The sequence below is a fragment of the Tannerella forsythia 92A2 genome (assembly GCF_000238215.1).
In the GTDB taxonomy this organism is placed as follows: domain Bacteria; phylum Bacteroidota; class Bacteroidia; order Bacteroidales; family Tannerellaceae; genus Tannerella; species Tannerella forsythia.
Map to the genome: position 1 here is coordinate 523,073 of NC_016610.1, position 19,242 is coordinate 542,314.

Consider the following 19,242-nt stretch of genomic DNA (forward strand, 5'->3'; position numbering starts at 1 on the left):
AACGATGCAAAGGTATATGTTTTTTGTATAGAAAAAGAATGATTCCTTATATTTTTCAGTAACAATCAAATTATAACCATCTTACAAAACCATAAACTCCGAAAGAACAGACTTGTCTTATTTCATTCATTATTCTCTTTTCGTCATCGAATACGGTTTTTCGTAGGCCGCCGATTTCTTATTCGGACGAGTGCACATCTCGAATTCGATCTCCCCCCCACCGAGAATATCGGCATGGGTGATGTAGGCTTTTCGATAAGGCAGCCCGTTGAGTCGAATGGATTTGACATAGACATTTTCGGCCGAAGCATGTTTTGTCCTGACAATAAAATTCTTACCATTTTCAAGTTGCACAATCGCCTCTTTCACCAAAGGCGAGCCGATAACGTACTGGTCCGTTCCCGGGCAGACGGGATAAAATCCGAGCGCCGAAAAGATGTACCATGCCGACATCTGTCCGCAATCGTCGTTACCCGACAATCCATCGATCCGGTTGCGATACATCCTGCGCATAATCTCGTGAAGACGTGCTTCCGATTTCCAAGGTTCGTCCGTCCATTTATACAGATAAGGCACGTGATGGCTCGGCTCGTTACCGTGCACATAGTTGCCGATCAATCCTTCTTCGTTAATATCTTCCGTATTTTCGAAATATTTTGCGGGCAGACGCATCGTAAAAAGCGAGTCGAGACGACGCACGAACCGTTTCTCTCCGCCCATCAGACGCATCAATCCGTTGACATCGTGCGGTACGAAGAACGAATAGTTCCACGAATTGCCTTCGATAAAGCCCTGTCCGTGGGTATCGAGCAAGTCAAAATCTTTTTTGAACGTCCCGTCCTGATGTTTCGGGCGGGCAAAACCCAGCAACGGATCAAAAATATTGCGATAACTGCATGCACGTTTCGCATATTCTTTCTCTACATCCAGAACCTTCATCCGCTTAGCCAGCTCACTGATCGCCCAATCGTCGTAACTGTATTCGAGCGTGACCGAAGCTGCCGAACCACTGCGTTCGAGCGGTACATAACCCAGCTTCTTATATTCGGCAATACCATCGTAGTAATCCAGATTCGAACTGTTTATACAAGCATCCAGTGCAAGCTTTTTATCCACCACCAATCCTTTTGCGAGGGCATCGGCCACGACCGAAACGGAGTGATACCCGATCATACACCAGTTCTCGTTGCCCATGTGCGACCAAACCGGCAAGGCGTGATGTACACTCTGCCGGTAATGATTGAGCATGGAATGAACGAACTGCACGCTGCGCGACGGCTTAATCAGGTTCATCAGCGGATGCTGGGCTCGAAACGTATCCCAAACAGAAAAGACCGTATAGTTGGTTTGCCCTTCGGCCGCCTGATGGATATTGTGGTCAACGCCGCGATAGCGCCCGTCTACGTCCTGATATACGGAAGGATTGATCATCGTATGATACAAGGCCGTGTAGAATACGGCTTTCGTATCGTCGTCAGCTTCTATACGGATACAGCCCAACTCCTTCTCCCACTTCGCCTGCGTAGCCTTCCGAACTTCATCGAATGACTTCCCTCCCGTTTCGGCCTCCAGATTCTTCCGTGCGCCCAGACAATCGACCGGCGAGAAAGCGACCTGCACCTCGAGCGGACGGCCATCGGAGAAATCAAATTCAAAATAAGCCGTAAGGTGTTTGCCGAACATCTCCGGGAAATTCTTCGTCATGTCGAACCTGCGCCAAAATCCTTTATAAAGCACCTCTTCGTTATTGCGACAACCGTAAGTGGTAATCGGCTTCGAGAACTTCACGGCGAAATGAGTGTAATTCATCCGAGACCAGCCGCGGGTGATACGGTAGCCGGTAAGCGTACACGAATCCTCCACACGAACATTGGCCATCAACACCTTACCGTCGTAGTGGTAAATGCCGTAATTGAGGTCGAGTACGATGTGCCCTGTTTGAGTACCTTTCGGAAAGGTGTAACGATGCACACCAACCCGTTCCGTAGCAGTCATTTCGGCACGGATGCCGTAATCTTCGAGCAGCACAGAGTAATATCCGGCTTCGGCCTTTTCATGCTCATGGCTGAAGCGTGAACGATAGCCGCTTTCGGGATGTTCTGCCGTACCTTTGTCGAGTTTTACCTCACCTGTTGCAGGCATGACTAAAATATCACCCAAATCGGAATGCCCCGTGCCGTTGAAATGGGTATGACTGAACCCGACAATCGTTTTATCGTCGTACTGATAACCTGTGCAATACCGATAGGCATCGGGTTGATAGATTCCGCCGATGTTATGCGGAACCATTTCCGTATCAGGACTTAACTGCACCAGACCGAACGGAGCGCAGGCTCCGGGGAACGTATGTCCCATGCTTTTTGTTCCTACCATCGGGTTAACGTATGGCAGCAAATTGCCCGCCGATGCGTTAAATGTTGCAGTGACTGCCAGATAACCGATCACGATTCCGATTTTTATATGTATGTTCATACTGCGTATTTTTTCTTCTTCATAATCATGGTTCAACATGTATCTCCGACGAGCGGTGACGTACGATCTCGTCTTTATGTACCGACTCCGGAATGGAAATCTTCATATTTTTAAAGACGGCATTGTGTACATCGTCGAGCACGACGGCCGGGCGATAGTCCGCTTTTTGGGCGACAAACGTCACATTATTAAACCGGATGTCCTTAGCATGCCGGATATAAAAGCCCCATGCCGGGAGCTCCTTAAACATCGAAAATTCCGGATACTTATTCTCCATCTCGGGAACACTGTCCAACTCCTCCAATCCTACTTTGGCATACAGTGCATTGCCCCCTCCGGGATACCGAATTTCGATATTTTCCAACGTCACATTTTCGATGGGGATAGACGGAATACCGGCAATGATACAGGGAGAGACATTACGTGGCAAATCTTCGATCGGGCCTTCGTAACGATAACCGGCATCGGGCTTGGTGGCCGGCACTTCGGCATAGACATTCGATATCCTGATATTTCGCAGACAAGGCCTGTTACGCACCGTGCGAGTTCCTGTACGAAGAAAAATCACATTACCCGTGTTGATCGAAACAAGACTATCCACCGTCACATTGTCTATTACCGCTCCATCGACGGAGGCAAAGGTGATGGCTGAACGATATGTATTGAAGACCGTGTTTTTGACGATACGGATATTGCGAAACCCTCCTGCCGAAACAGTGCCGAATTTGATGCCGCTGGCACTTGTGCGCACCGTATTGTTGTAAATGTAAATATTGCTGCATTCGTGGTCGGCACTATGCGACTTCAGGCAGATACCGTCGTCAGCCGCATCGAAGTAAGAATTTCGGATAATCACGCTATCGCAATCCACAATATCGATTCCGTCGTTGTTCCAATACGCTTTGCTGTCGGTCGTAATTTCTTCGACAAGCATGTTTCGACACTGTTCGTACTGTTGATTCCAGCTTGCCGGATCTTTCAGCAGAATGCCTTGTATATGAATATCCCGGCATCTCTTAAAATAAATATTCTGCGGACGGCGAAATTCGCGAGGACGATCGAGCAACAACGCATCTTCAAAGATGCCGTTATTGATCAGCGAAATCAGATTGTTGGCCACCTCGTACCCCCTTCCGTCAATCACGCCTTGACCTGTAATGCCGATATGGTGCTGCTCGTGCGCTACCACAAGCGCCGTCCAGTTCCAGTTCTCACCGATGTCGTAATCGAGCGGATTGGTAGAGCCCAGCAGTACGGCCCCTTCTTTCAGGTGAAGCGTAACGTTCGATTTCAGATAAATCGTTCCCGTAAGGTAACGTCCGACAGAGAAAACAAGCCTGCCGCCTCCCTTGTCGTGGATATGGTCGATGGCCTTTTGAATGGAGCGCGTGTTGAGCGTTGCTCCGTCGGACCGGATACCGAACAGTGAAGCGTTGTAATCTTTTGCGACGAGTTGATTGCACAGCACAGCCGAGAAACAGAAAATAATTGATTTCAGAATTTTCATTGGAAGTATATTTTAAAAATTTATGAATGGATATACATGGTAACCGGCCCTACTAGTCCCATCGACCGAATCGGCTGATCTTTCGATTTAAGAACGGTAAATTTTTGCGCCGTAAGGTTTTCCTTGAGCGTTTTCATATAATTCCCCATCGTAGTAACGACATGTACTTCGAGTCGGTTGATACCTTTTTTCAGGAAGGGACCGAGGGCGTAAATCCGCCGACCGTACCACTTCACTCCGCACGATTGTCCGTTGAGAAACACTTCACAGACACCATGCACCTTACCGAGATTCAGGCACACGTCCTTTCGGCCGTCCGCCTCAAATGTCCGACGATATACAGCTGTTCCCGTGAAATTGACCCACTCGGTTTCTTTGAGGTCTTTCAGGGTCTCCATCGGGTAAGTTTTCACCCATCCTTCGCGACTGTGGCGTAGCTCGACCTCCCAGACGCCATCAAGCGTACGTTCTTCCTTTCCGCTTGTCGGAAGGGGGTGCCACGGCTTGCCGTGTTTCTCGCGGCTCCATACGATCAGGCATGTTTCCGCCGGCCCCAATTCGAGGGTAATGGTATTTCCTTCAGGATGTATGCGATAACGTTCACCCGTTTCGGTATCCCACACCCACGGGAATCGCCGGGCAGTTATTTCGGCGGCAAAAGTGATATTCGTCGTATAGGACTGATTACGGTGCGTATTCGCAAAGAAGAACAGTTCATCGTGTGCATCGCTGCGATAGCGGTTTTGCGTCACAAAACGGTCAGGATATTCAATATCAAGATAATGAGGGATTCGGTATTGTTGCATCACCTCACGATACCATTCAAGGAAACGATCGTCTTCAGGCTTGCGAAGCAGGACAAAGCGATCGGGATGTTGTTTCAGCTTCTCCACCCATTGCTTCACCAGCCGGTCTCTTTCGTGAAAATCCTGCAAGCCAAGCGATTTTTCCGGGTATTTCTCTATGCAGAAAATCCGTCCGCCATCAGCTACAAAATCATCTAATTTGGCCAATACTTCCGGATTGATTCCGCTCACCTCGACTAAGAAAAGTGTACCGTAAGCCTTGGAACCGTAGCAGAGCTTTCCGTTCCTGACCGTTGATTCGCGGAGGACAATCTCCGAGGTGTAATCCGCCCCGCCGCCGTTCTTATGAATGGCCTCCCATACAAGCGAGGTGTAGGGAACATTCAGCTTTTCAGGGAACGGATCGGTCTGCACGCCCATTTCGCTCCATAAATCGTACGTAGCCGGGAGGATGGCGATATCGGTGTACATATCGGCGTTCATGAGTACCGACGAGAGACGCGCTTTATAACGGTTCAGATACTTGACGTAAGGCCACCAGTTGTTGTTTTCGTTATGATATGTACCGTATTGCACCCAGCCGGGAAAAGGTGCGTCGGGCGGGGAATAATTAAAACCGTGCCAAACGGAATGAGTCACACCCGACATGATGCTGTGATCGGAGCCGATCTTCAACAGTTCCAATGTGGCGTTAAAAACATCGTAAGTATTTGTCATCTCTTCGCAGCTCACCACTCGCTTACCGGTGAGGTGAGCGGCCGAAGAGACGAATTTATTGATCATCGTGTAAGCTCGTCCTCGGCGATAATCTTCGTCCGGCATCTCTTCGCCCGGCCGATGTTTGAGCCAATTCGTTGTCCACGATTCACCCTCGGGAATGTCGAATTTCAGGCTGCTTTCGAGCGGAAAGAAGCCGCGTCCGTAAGCCTGCGCCCTCGATTGCACGCCCTGCTCCCTGCACCATTGCAGATATGTTTCGGTAAATCGCTCCCGCAGCAACTCAGCTTTGGTCAGTTCGAAATCGAACCGCACACGATTCAGGATGTCTGCAAACCCGGGTGTTTTCTCCGCCCCATATGTATCATCCACGACCGCCCCCAACCGTCCGACCTTGAACAGGATAAACGGAAGGTAAGGCATCAGATCGTAGCCACGACGTTGCCGAAAAGTTTCCGCCAAATCGTCAGTCCAGTTACATCCTTCCAGCTCCATCGAATCACAGAAGAACGCACGCAGATGTTTTGAGAGCGCACCGTTTTTTTTCCGTATCGTGTCGGACATGCGGTCGAGGTAACTGCGCACGGCCTCCCGATTCATATGATTGAGAATATGTCCTGCTGCACCCGGAGCGCCATTGATGACGGATGCAAAGGAATCGACCTTCACCAGTGCATAAAGCACATGTCTGCCTTCGGGGATTTCGATACGGACAACCTCGTCCCTGCACCGGTCGGAGAAGTCGACGACTTGTTCCAGCCCGCTCATCGGATCGGGAACAACCTGCAGAGAAAGGAGTTCGAACGTACGTGACGGATCAGGTACGGTCACACCGGGATCAACCGCCTTGAAAAGGTGAAAACGTGACGCTTCATACATCATCGGACCTTCGAGTTTCTCGGCATAAACGAGCACCACCTGTGCCCGCTCGGCACCCTGTAATGTCTCAGCACCAAACGGCCACCCCGACCCGACAATCAAATCGCATGTCATTCCGAGACGTTTGGCCTCATCGAAAGCGACTTGCAACATGTCAATCCATTCATCGCCCAGCCACGTAAGCGACTTCTTGCCCAAATCGTCGCCCGACGAAGGAAAAGCGATCGGGTTGATCTCTACGCCGCCTACGCCGGCATCTTTCAGCAGACGAAGCTCCCGGACAATCTCCGACGCCTCAACCTTATTGCCGTTCCACCACCAACGCACAAACGGCGCATAACGTGAAGCGGGATGTTGAAATAAAGCAAACAGTCCGGACGACGTTTGAAGACGCTCTATGGTTTTCGCCCCTGCCTTTACGGTAGAATATGCTCCTCCAGTCAATATGGAGGCAGAAAACAGTGTACTATGCTTTATAAACAGTCTTCGATTCATCATTTTTATTGTATTCGTTTCATTCTGTAATAATTTTCATCGGACTTCTACGAACTCCAACCTTACGGGACCGATCAATCCGGATTCCTGTAAATCTTCTTCTTTTTTCCACCCTTTCCATGTAGAAAAGGAGTATTGCCCAACTCCAGAATCAGGTTTATCGGCAAGCACCCAATCCGGCCAACCATTCGTCTCCGGAACAACGGTCTCATTCCTCAAGTCCCCAATCAAACGATTCACCCATAGAGTCGTTACAGCTATTTCCAACATATTATTTCCAAGGCAGACCATATCTGTAATATCTATTGAAAAAGGTTCTTTCCAAAGAAGTGCAGCTTTTTTTCCGTTCACGAAAATTTCAGCTATATTCCGAACTTTTCCCAGTTGCAATAAAATTCTTAAAGAGCGACCTTTCATTTCTTCAGTGACTACGAACGGATGTCGATAAGTTGCCGTACCGGCAAAGTATCGAATACTATCCGACGAATTTTCACTAAGAGATTCCAATTTACTCAAATGTACTGTATCCGGTGCACCGGAAGCAGGCGGGAAACTTACCTGCCAATCATCGCTTATATCCACAGGAGCATGTACATGACTGACACCTATTTTTTCATTCTTCCAATTATTATCCGTCACAACTACCGTATCCGGCCTTGTAAAAAACAAACGAACCTTATTTCCGACAATGTGCGCTGACACGCCGGACGGATTTTTCTTACGCGTTTTTTCTTCTCCTATCATGAACAAATGAGGAACAGATCCCGGATGAAAAATCACAAAACGAGATTCCTGAGGCAACATCGTTACAGGAATGGTAATATAGTCTCCTTCTCGTTTCCACAAAGCTACCGTATCTATCTTAGCTTTATCCGCATTCCAGTATTCCGGTATTTTATTTCCGCAAATCCTGAATTTTATATCTTGCGAAACCGTTCTACAGCTATCGTTATAAAGAAAAAATATGTCGATATCCCCTTGCCGCCGATGAAGCGTACTGATTCCTGCCGGAGCTTTTACATCGGGAAGAATTCCTATATGATTCATGACAGATAAATAATCAGTACTGTTAATCAATTTTCCTTTACCGATCTTACGAATTTCTCCCTGTTTCGACGCCCCCCATATTTTTTCGACTAATTCATTATATTCATCTGCTTTATCCGACAACGACGGGGAGCCCAAAGGACGACGACCCAAGATAACAGCGCCGGAGCGAAGCAAATGATATACGCTTTCCAGTGTTTTCTTCGTAAGATATTTCTCTTCTCCCAAAGATAAACAGGAATAAGTAACTCCCGAAGGAGAAGTAATGCGGTGTTTCCGAACGGTAATATAATCATACAAATCGTCCACACAACAATAATCATAACCATATCCGGCCCATGATAATTCAGGTATCCGGGTATATTTATTAGGATCTGATTCACCGGAAAGGATAAGGATATGAACGACCGGTTCTCCCGACTGCAAAAGAAATTGAGCACGATTTATATAATCGATCCACCCGTTACCGTATTTCCACCATGTATTTGTACGCGACAAATGGGCTCCATGGCGACCTAATGTAAACCCCGGACGGACATTCAGGTACGGTTGATGAACAAATGAATGTGAAATCAGTTTGGAAATACCTTGCGCCCATGCTCTGTCACCATATTCCTTCAACTGTTGAGGGTCTTGAAGCCAGCGACCTTGTTTTTCATCAGTCGTAAACGCTTCTGCCGCCACATATTTTTTCCCGTGAAAATGTCCGGCAGAACGATACAAACACGATATTGGCGTTTTAGAACCGATCCAGAACTCGCCGGAGGGAATATCTGCCTTTCGGGCGCAACGTAAATAATCGAATGATCCGAAATAAGATTCCGTGATAGAGAGCAATCCGTTTTTGTGACATAATTCCGTGAAATAATCATAATAGTTTTCGGCAAACAGTTCAGCGACCGTTCTTTGAAAATCATATAGAAAACGAGCACTTTCAGAAGGTTTCCCGACCACATAACCGACGACGGTCGGCAGATAAGGTCGCAAAGAATACCCGCGACGTTTTAGAAATTCCGTTTCGAATTCTGGCGTCCAATTCTGTCCCCCTGCTTCATAACTATCTATAATGCAATATTTCAACACATTCAGATAACCTATTCGTTCTATTATTTTCGACATCATTCCCTTCCAATGTGCATCTAATCCGTTTTTACTCAATTTATCGCATTCTAATCCGCTTAATGTTGCCGGAGCATTGCATTTTCCGGTTGTCGTATAGCCTATACGCAAAATCGTCCAGTTTCCTCCGGGAGGATTCCACCGCAGTGTCCCGTCAGGAAGCATTTTACCGGACAAATCCAGCATTTTAGTGGGATCAATACCATCGGAAATATAATCCGACACAAAGGGTTTAAAGGAATAACTGTCTTCCATGGCCGAATTTCTACTATCAACATCAGGGATCATAGATGAAGTCAAGAGCCTGATATCATTCAATCTGATGTCGACAGGAGTCATCCATACCCGGTAAGGGCGATGCATAAACGTAATTCTGAAATACCGGAAACTTTCGGTATTTTCTTTCAGACGAATACACTTCGGCGACTGCAAATCCGTACGGATTTTATAATCGAAAGCAGCAACTTCTCGGAAATGAATTCCGTCCATAGAAGCTTCTACTTTCCCTTTGACAAATAAATGAACTTCTCCGAAAGACAACTCTATAAAACGCGCCTCGAACGGCTGTTTATATTTCAACGTTATGACTGCCTCGGTATCCTTTTCTTTGATCGGTAACCGTATGAAAGTCGCTTGGTCATGATCCAGTATTTTATCCGGATCATTTATTGAAAAATCTGCTTCTAATTGTGGTTTTTCATGCGTATTTATATCAGGAAAAGCCAGCACGGCAATATCCCGATAAAAATTGTAACGCGTCTCCGGTTGAGGCAATACGATCTTCTGTAAAGTGTCAGCCGAGACATTCACTTCAGAAGAAACGATCATTTGCATTGCATCTTCCGGTTTAATCCAGGGCCCACCGGATAATGACCATCCCGGACAATTATGAATTCCCAGCTTTAACCCAAGACGTTTCGCCTCTTTCCCGGCATGTTCCAAAAGCGCTAACCATTCCTGACTTAACATTTCCGGATAATGCCCTTCGGGATAAGGACTCGAACCGGTGACAAACAGATGCGCCCCACTGTATCCGATCGCTTTCATCGATGCAAGATCGGCAGTGATACCTTTTTTCGTCACAAACGGACTTGTCCAATGCCACCAAGTTTGAGCATGCCCGTCTATCGGAGGAGAGAGGAAACCGCTATGCAATTCTTTCAAATTATCCGCATACGCATTCGTCATCCAAAAGACAGAAATAAACCAAATTATTTTTATCTTCATCTTTTTAATCAAATGTCCCATCTTTTCAACTTTTCAACTGCCAATCATTTCACACTACTGTGAAGAGACGATTTGCACTACAGGAAAAGAGGATGTGTCAAAACGCTATGTTTGGGCACACCCTCTTCAGGTGTGTAAGAATGGGTAAGCAACGAAGCCGCTCACCCATTATGATTCATCACCCTTTACGAAAGCTCACCCATCGTTAATTTTGTTCGCACAACGGATTATAGAATATCTCATCGTCCGGAATCTGAAGTGTCATATCCTTCACCGGATACGTAAGTTTATTGAGATGATTAGACGAAGAACTTCTATCAACCGGAATATTCCATCTTTTATTATTGTAAAACTCTCGACCGCCTTCGCCCCACAGTTCGATGCGCGTTTGCAACTGTACCATCTGAAGTACCGAAAGGCCTTGCATCGACGGATAATTATCGCAAGTCAAAGACGGGGTGCCTTCTTTTGTACGAGCTTTCAGCAATACATTCAATGTTTCCTTTGCTTCGGCCTCTTTATTCGATTGAGCCAAAGCCTCGGCTTTCATCAATAAAACCTCGGAAGTTCTCATATAATAATCGGTGACGGTACCGACCTTAGTTCTATCCGTAACCGGACTTCCGATGCCATGTGTCGCTGCAAATTTCATACTTGTATAAGCCGGAATATACCCTTCTACATTGTTGGGAGGATAATGATAACTTCCAAAATCGGTTTTGAGAAAAACGTCCTTACGATAATCGTTATCATCTATCTTCTCATACAACCGATTGTCAATACGTTGATATTCTCCGGCTGCTCCTCCGTAGCTCGTACCGAAAGGATTCATCCATGCATTATGCGCCGTCAAGGCTTCCCCGACCGGCCAGCCCAGTAACACTTCGGGATTAATGGTATTGTTCAGGAATCCATTCGTTTCAGGTAAAAAGACCGGATTCTTGCTGTCGCCCGTATTCTTACCGCCATACATCTTCTGATCCATCAACACAGGATACTGAGCTAAAATATCGTTACAACTCGAAATCACCGTAGCCCAATCGCCTGTCCAAAGTGCTACTCTAGCCAGAATAAAGTTTGCCACACCTAAATCAATATCGGTGGTAGATTGAGTATATTCTATCTTGGCCGCTTTAAACAAAGAGATCGCTTCAGACAAATCTTTCTTTATGAAGTCATAAGTCTCTTTCGAAGTAGAACGAGGTTTCAATTCTTGAGTAGGCGAATATTTATCGTACAGCATAATTCCCAATTTATCCTTCCCACCCTGTAGATAGGCATCCTGATAATTTTCCATCAGATAATTATATGCAAAAGCACGAACGACCAATGCTCTGGCTTTATAATCTTTCAGATTATCATTACTGTTGACCAACTGATCGTCAGTGATGTAATTCAACAGTTTATTGGCTGTAAAAATACATTTCCAGGCATAATACCAATAAGGAATATTTTTATCGACGGAACTTGCCGTAAAATTCCGAAAATTGTATTCATCGGCTCCGAATGCATTCGTCGTAGCTTTCGTACCGAAAACAATGTCATTACCGAGAAGATTCCTCATGACATCAAGTCCCTGACAGGTATAATAACGCCCATCAGCGCTTCCTTGCCCTTGTATCCCGGAGCTTTTGAACAAGAGAGGCAGTTCATTGGCCATACTTCCCAGCACAATTTTAATCGATTCGCTGTTTCCCGATTCCAGCAATTGCATGATCTGTTCGTCGGTAATCTTGTTTGGAGGCGTTATTTCCAGCTGATCCGCACATCCAAACAGCACAAACGAACATACTAAAATCGTTAATATATTTTTTTTCATCGTTATACGTTTTTTAATGATTAAAAATTCAAATCAATTCCCAACGAGAGAGTTCTCATATATGGAAAAGCATAAGCACCGACTTCCATTCCGCTAACCAACGACATACGCGGGTCAAATCCGGCATGCTTCTTAAACATAAACACATTGTCGGCTGTGGCAAATATCCGAAGTCCGGATATATTTACCTTTTTCGAAAGATGTTCGGGCAATGTATAACCGAATGTTATGTTTTTCACATTCAAATAAGAGGCATCAAACAATGCCATATCACTATACATCCAGCTGCCGATGTTCGCCCCGTTACCATACGTATTGCCATACATGACCATGGGGAAATATGCATCTGTTCTTTCGGGCGTCCAGGTATTACCGAGCAATTCGGCCGATAATGCCGACCCTATATTCTCACTCGAATAAAGGTTCCATCCATATTCAACGCTAAAGAATTTTCCTCCGATCTGATAAGCCAAACTCGACGAAAAATCAAAATTCTTATAATTCAAGGTTGTCGAAAAGCCTCCAATCCATTTTGGGATAGCGCTTCCCATCTCATATCGGTCAGCCAAAGAATAATTTGTTGTCGTGACATCTTCACCCACTTTATAATCTTTAAAGAAACCTTTTTTGTGATCTTGTTCGGTTACCCTGGCATAAAACAACGGTAATCCCGTATTCTGATCCACACCTCCGTATTTAAAAAAATAGAGATTATAATAATCTTTTCCGACTCCTCTCAGGTAAGATATCTGGTTGGTAGCGGCACCACCAATAGCCCCCCAGCCATCGATACCCGCCGTCCAGTTTCCGTTGAGCTCGGCCGTGCCTACACCTTGCGGCACACTTGTCAGAATCGTTCTGTAATGCATTCCGTTCAATGAAATGCTCCAATAGAGTTCTTTCTTTTTAAGAATATCCACACTCACATCCACTTCAACGCCTCTATTTTTCAATTTTGCCGTATTTTTCTCAAGAGACGACTGCCCCAAAGAATAGGGAATAGGTTGATTCCAAAAAGCATTGACCGTGTTTTTAACAAAATAATCGACAGAAAGGTGTACACGATTCCATAAAGAAAGGTCTGCACCGGCATCCAACGTATGTACATTCTCCCACGTAAGAGCGTCATTTACAAAGTTTCCTTTAGACAAGCGATAATCGGCCGGCGTCCCTGTTCCTCCGGTGGTAGAAGTATAATTCGCACCATAAGACCAAGTTTGATAGCCCGAATAATTGGCAATACCACTCTGATTCCCAATAACGCCATAACTGGCTCTAATCTTCAGGTTATTTAACCAGTCTTTCGTGGATTCCATAAACCGTTCGCCGGTCATTCTCCATCCTCCTCCGACAGACCAGAACGTCCCCCATCGGTTTTTGCTGTATTTGAATTTGGAAGAACCATCCGTTCTTAATGATAATTCAGCGTAGTACTTGTCGTTATACGAATAGTTCAATCTTCCGAAATAACTTTCCATAGCCGTCTTATCCAATGAGCCACCGGGATTTAAGAAGGTACCTCCCACATACCGGCCTGTAAAGTTGGTATAACTGATAAAATCAGGAATCAGCGAATAAGCAGAGCGATAGTATAATCCGTCTGAATTGAACTTATTGAATTCATGCCCGGCCAAGAAATCAATCTGATGCTTATCCAACGTTTTATTGTAATTAAGCAGTTGCTGCGTATTCAGTACGGCAAAATTCTGATATATTTTGCCCAACGCACCCGAAGTACTCTTGGCTTGTCCTGTTTCTTTATTCCAATACCGCGTTCTGATATGTGAAAAACGGTCGTACGAAAGATTCAGGGTCAGCGTAAAATCCTTCAAGAATTTAAGCTCCGCATATCCACGCATGTTAAGGTCATTAGATACAGTCTCATCCTTATCTTTATTGAGAATATCGATCAGATTGGCATTCGTCAATGGACCGTTGGTAGGTCCCAGAGGAGAATACGTTTTATCCGGACCGTCATTCACCTTTTTAGAACCGTCTTCGTTGTAGATAAAATCACCGTTTTTGTCATGCGCAAAGAGGGGCGTCAATTGATTTTGTCCGTTTGCCCATCGGAAAACATTGGCGACTGCAGAGCCGGGATTTCGCCCATAGCGAGTGGCCGGAGACTGTGTTCTCCGGTTCGCATACGCTACATTGGTCCCACTTTCAACCAATCGAGCAACCGGGCATTCATGTTGGCACGTGCATTGTATCGTTCAAATTCGGAACCACGTATGTATGACGGATCTTCCAGATAACCCAAAGAATAGAAATAATCCACTTTATCTCCTCCGCCGCTTGCGCTTATGTTGTATTCTTGACGCAACTTATTTTCAAAAAAGAAATTATCGTAATTATCCTCATACAACAATTCCGCATTCGGATTCAACCTTCCGTCAGGATTGACCAGATACGCACCGCTCATAGTAGAACTTGCATCAGCTCCTTCACCCGTAGGGGTATAGACTGCTCCGGGAACATTATATAACATATAATTACCTAAAGCATTCTTTTTAAAATCAGTGGTTGACCCCACATAGTCGAACAAGTGCCGACTGGCAAACAAGGCCGCTTCGTCATGAGACATATTGGGATTCGCCACATGAGTCGTATATTTCTGATCACTTTTATACCTCACGGCATTGTAGATTGCAGACCATGCATATTCGTAAATATCTTTTGGTTTTGATATTTTTTGATATTCGAACGGTCCCATTTGGTTTACTCCAAAACGTCCTTCAAAAGATATTCGTGCTTTTCCCTTCGCCCCTTTCTTGGTCGTGACCAGCACCACACCATTCGCACCTCTCGAACCATATAAAGCAGTAGAAGCGGCGTCTTTAAGAATAGTGATATTCTCAATATCTTTGGGATTAATGGAAGACAAGGTATTGTCCGTTTGTGAGGGTACACCATCGATGACAACAAGAGCACTGGAATTATTTTGGCTCGTTGAACCGACTCCTCGAATACGGATTCCCATGTCCAGACCGGGTTGCCCGTCGATAGAAGCAACCTGTATACCCGGAGCCGCCCCTTCCAAAGCTCGTGAGACGGAGGAATTAGACTGTTTAGCAACCAAGGTACGGTCAATAGAAGTAATCGATCCCGTCAAGTCCTTCTTCTTTACCGTGCCATAGGCGACCACCACCACCTCATCCAAAGCTTGCGTATCTTCCCGTAAGGTGATATTCACGGAGGTTCTTCCGGAAACCTGAACCTCTTCGTCTAAATACCCGATATACGACACATGCAATACGCCGTCCGGTGCCACAGACAATGAGAAACGTCCGTCAGCATCCGTTACCGTACCGTTTGTCGTTCCTTTTTCAACGACATTGGCGCCGATCACCGGCTCGCCCTGCTCATCGACGATCCGGCCGCTGACGGTTTTCTGTTGCTGAGTCTCTTTCACTCCCGGCCTTACTGAAGCACGCATACTCTTGGGCGAGAGCACGATTTGTGTACCCTTAACTTGATAATCCACGTCTCCCGAAGTGAATAAATCGTCCAGAATCGCAGCTACCGGCTTGTTTTTCGCCTGCACGTTCACCCGGCGCTCCACATTGATCAGCCGACTGTTATACAAAAAATAATAATCCGACTTCTCCTCGATAGACTGCAAAACTTCTTCGACCGTGGCATCGCTCATGTCTACCGATATCTTCTGTTTCTGAGGATCAGCCTGCGCTTTCAACAATGAAAGAGACAGCAGACATACCACAAGCAGCATGTCCCTGAGCAGACGGGGAAGTTTACGCAATACGGCACGTTCCCCAAGTGCCTTTTTCAATAAATCATCCATATTTTACACGCTTATTAGATTGTATGTAAGTACTTTTTGCCGCCTTTCCCGATCTATTTTTCACGCCGGCAGCCCTGCACGAAAAATCCTCCTTCTACTTGTTCCTGTTTCCCTTTCCTCCTATCGTTACATTGATTGTTTATGACGGTTGGTTTAATGCATTGTCTTTATGGTAACCGTACGTCGAGTGTACGTATGATTACCGAGTTGTCGCTGTCCGGATATCGTATAGGTCAGAGGCGTCGAGCGTTTGAGCAGATCGAGGATGTCTTCGAGCGATTCGTCCGTAAACGTAGCCGTGTACACATAGTCTTTCAACTTGTCGTCTTCGAGCCGGATCGTCACCCCAAACTTGCGCGAGAGTTTCTCGGCAATATGATCGAGATGCCGACGGCGGAATACCATCTTCCCGTCTTTCCATGCCGTATCGGCATACGTATCGGCCGGCTGTTTCGACATCGTCCCGCTTTCAGGGTGGAACAATGCTTTCTGTCCCGCATCCAGCGTCAGCATGCCCGGCGTTTCAACAGACGATACGTCTACATTCCCGCGTGCCAAAGTCACTTCATAACACGAATCCCCAGGATGAGCACAAACATTAAACTCCGTCCCGTATGCACTCACCTTCATCTGTCCGGGAATAAGCACATCAAAGTGATTCTTCCGGTCTGATGTTACCTTGAAATATGCCTCTCCGGTCAACCTGACTTTCCGCCCCCCCCGACGGGTAAAACGGCTCGGGTATGAAAGTGAGCTGCCGGCATTGAGCCACACCTGACTACCGTCGGGGAGGGTCGTCTGTACCACCATGCCGGGCGACGCCGTGACGGTCAATGTTGCTTCGGGCTGCGAACGCTCCTGCCACGGAATCCACACGTATTGATAAATCAACCACAAAGGCAGTAAAACAGCGGCAGCCGTGCGAGTGACGTTCCACGCCTTGCCAAGAAACAAAGAACGAGTGACCTTGCGCGACACGATTCGCCACGCCGCAGGCGTATCGATATTCCGCTGTTCACTCCGCAGACCGGACAAGCGCCACAGCCGACTCAGGTCAGCAACCGTTTGTCGCAAATCCGCTGAGAGGTTCATCTGCTGCTCGAACATCTGCCGCTCCTCGTCCGGCAATTTTCCTTTGAGATACATCAATATATACAATTCGTCTATGTTGACCGATTCTTTCATTTTCTACTTTTTACCTACTTGACGCTTGATCCGGCAAACACCCTATGATAAATTTGTTTTTTTAAACATCTCCTTAGAAATCGTTTACATTTCAGCATTTCCGAATTGCCTTCGCCTTCTTACCGTTAAGTCTGATAAAAAGCAAATACGGAATCAAGCATTTATCGAACGGTGTCCCATCGGTATAAAGAAGTGTCCCGTCCGATCACATCATCGAGAAAACGAAAACACTCACGATAAAACCGGCGGTTATTATCTATCCCTTTAATGCCGTGCCCCAGCCCTTCAAATTCGACATAACGGTGTGGCCGTTTCAGATGTGTAAGCATACGATGCATCAAGCGTGAACCTTCCACATGGACTCGGTTATCATGATTGCCATGCAGCAGCAATAGAGGTCCCGTGAGGTTCGCAGCATGATACAGAGGAGAGCGCTCGATGAGCCGTGCAGCCTCCTTCTGCGGGTCGCCGGCCTCAAGCCTGGTCCAGTCCGGAATATTAGAATGTGTATGCTGATAGATAATGTCACAGAACCCGGCCGTTTCGATCCCGAAACCAAAACGAAAAGCCCCCTTATGTCCGTTTACTTCACCGGGGAATGTCAACAGGCGCATCGTCGCATAACCTCCATGACTCATCCCAAAGACCCCGATACGTTCAGACGGAATATTCCTTTTTTCGGATATATACGACGCACAATAAATAATGTCAAGAATCTCATTGCCTCCGAGATCTTTGTCATTCATTGCTGCAAAATCGCGTCCAAAGCCTGTGCTTCCTCTCGGCGAAGGACTGAGCACGGTAATACCTGCCGCATTGAAAATTTGATACTCTGCATTGTATCGATTGTCACCACCATAAAAGGATTCGATCATCAGCAACTCCTTTCCCTCAGGAAGCGGGTGCTTCGGTTTATAAAGATAAGCATGCAGCGTGCGTGTTTTGCCCGTGCTCGGATCAACATCAAATGTCGGAATGGAAAGTCGCTCCACATCCGAATGAATTAGTTTGGCATTCAGTTCGTCTGAAAGCTCGAGCACTTCAGAAAGCACCATTTCCTTTTGACCGACCCGAGCATCAATAATCCGAAAGACCACAGATGCCGCATTCGCAAGCAAACGTACGCGGTCACCCTGTACGGCACCGATGGATAATGACAAATCCGAGGAATGTTTATACAGGATTTTTCCGGTTGCGATATCCATCAGCATCAATGACGTTTCTACGGGATTGCTTTGCAGAAGAAACAGATATTTCTTCTTACCCACCGTCACGAAACGTGCATCGTCTATATCCGATGTGAAACGTGTTACCTGTTCCGTTTTCATCGTCCGACGGTCGAAACGATAGAGGTTCTTATACCCGTCCTGATCGGAGAAAAAGAAACATACGTCATCCGAAAACCATCGCTCCATGACCGAAGTTCCGGCATAACTACCCGGTTTGGAGGGATCAGTAAGCACCGTAGTCTGCTTCGTTTCAGTATCAACATAGATAATGTTTGCATACGTACGGTCGGCATCTTTCAGCGCCAACAACATTAACCCTTTACCTTGAGGTTGCCAAGTGATATCGCCCCAAGTGTAACGGAAATCCGGTTTATCCTGACAGACCAGCGTGTCTCTTCCGGTTCGCAGATCAAGCATCCGCAACTCATCCAACCGTTTTTCGTTTTGAGCCAATCGAGCTACATAAGCAATGCGTGTTCTGTCGGGACTGAAATCCCAAGCATAAATATAAGGCACATCGGTAAGTTTTTCGACTCCAGGTGCGAGAAGATTGCAACGGTAAATGTTGATAATCTCCTCGTTCCTTTCGTCTCCGATCCAATACACGTAACCATCTTTCTCATTGTACATGGGTTGCCAGCAATTACGTTTCGAAAAGTCGAGATCAACCGCATCGGTAGCCTTCAAGAAATCTTTTTCTTTCGTAAGATCAAGCCATTGCAATTTATTCTGTTCGGAAGTCTTAAAGAAGAATAACTTCTCCCCGTCCTCACTGAGAGAGAATTGCGAATAAGGGAAATCCTCGAAGAACGGAGCTATATCGACCTGGCGTTCCTGAAATTTCAGGAGCAGATCAGACCTTTTGTGTTGAGCTGACGAGGCCACGCAGACCATCGTCAGCATCATGATAATCCATCGTTTTGTTTTCATCTTTT

General features: G+C 46.3%; 9 protein-coding genes. All 9 read right to left on the reverse strand.

The genetic code is table 11. The features are described from left to right. Positions 1-129: 129 nt before the first annotated feature. On the reverse strand, positions 130-2,472 hold the full coding sequence (locus BFO_RS02190) for a GH92 family glycosyl hydrolase (protein ID WP_041591047.1): 2,343 nt from the start codon (positions 2,470-2,472) through the stop codon (positions 130-132). A gap of 25 nt (positions 2,473-2,497) precedes the next feature. Beyond that, on the reverse strand, positions 2,498-3,979 hold the full coding sequence (locus BFO_RS02195; protein WP_014223945.1) for a glycoside hydrolase family 28 protein: 1,482 nt from the start codon (positions 3,977-3,979) through the stop codon (positions 2,498-2,500). Between the two features lie 20 nt (positions 3,980-3,999). Then, on the reverse strand, positions 4,000-6,876 hold the full coding sequence (locus tag BFO_RS02200; protein ID WP_041591048.1) for a glycosyl hydrolase: 2,877 nt from the start codon (positions 6,874-6,876) through the stop codon (positions 4,000-4,002). A 36-nt stretch (positions 6,877-6,912) separates the two neighbouring features. Further along, positions 6,913-10,269 (reverse strand): glycosyl hydrolase, encoded by a 3,357-nt coding sequence (locus BFO_RS02205; protein WP_157755273.1) that lies wholly within the window; start codon positions 10,267-10,269, stop codon positions 6,913-6,915. Between the two features lie 205 nt (positions 10,270-10,474). Next, a complete protein-coding gene (locus BFO_RS02210; protein ID WP_014223948.1) occupies positions 10,475-12,088 on the reverse strand; it encodes a RagB/SusD family nutrient uptake outer membrane protein in 1,614 nt (537 codons plus the stop codon). Positions 12,089-12,108: 20 nt separating this feature from the next. Then, positions 12,109-14,262, reverse strand: a complete 2,154-nt coding sequence (locus BFO_RS16355; protein WP_157755274.1) for a SusC/RagA family TonB-linked outer membrane protein — start codon at positions 14,260-14,262, stop codon at positions 12,109-12,111. Continuing rightward, the gene (locus BFO_RS16360; protein ID WP_014223949.1) at positions 14,238-15,893 is read right to left on the reverse strand and encodes a SusC/RagA family TonB-linked outer membrane protein; all 1,656 of its coding nucleotides are present in this window, start codon (positions 15,891-15,893) and stop codon (positions 14,238-14,240) included. The genes BFO_RS16355 and BFO_RS16360 overlap by 25 nt, the downstream gene beginning before the upstream one ends. A gap of 153 nt (positions 15,894-16,046) precedes the next feature. Continuing rightward, the gene (locus BFO_RS02220) at positions 16,047-17,078 is read right to left on the reverse strand and encodes a FecR family protein (RefSeq protein WP_014223950.1); all 1,032 of its coding nucleotides are present in this window, start codon (positions 17,076-17,078) and stop codon (positions 16,047-16,049) included. 161 nt (positions 17,079-17,239) lie between these two features. Beyond that, positions 17,240-19,237, reverse strand: coding sequence for an alpha/beta hydrolase family protein (locus BFO_RS02225; protein ID WP_014223951.1), 1,998 nt, complete (start codon positions 19,235-19,237; stop codon positions 17,240-17,242). Positions 19,238-19,242 lie beyond the last annotated feature (5 nt).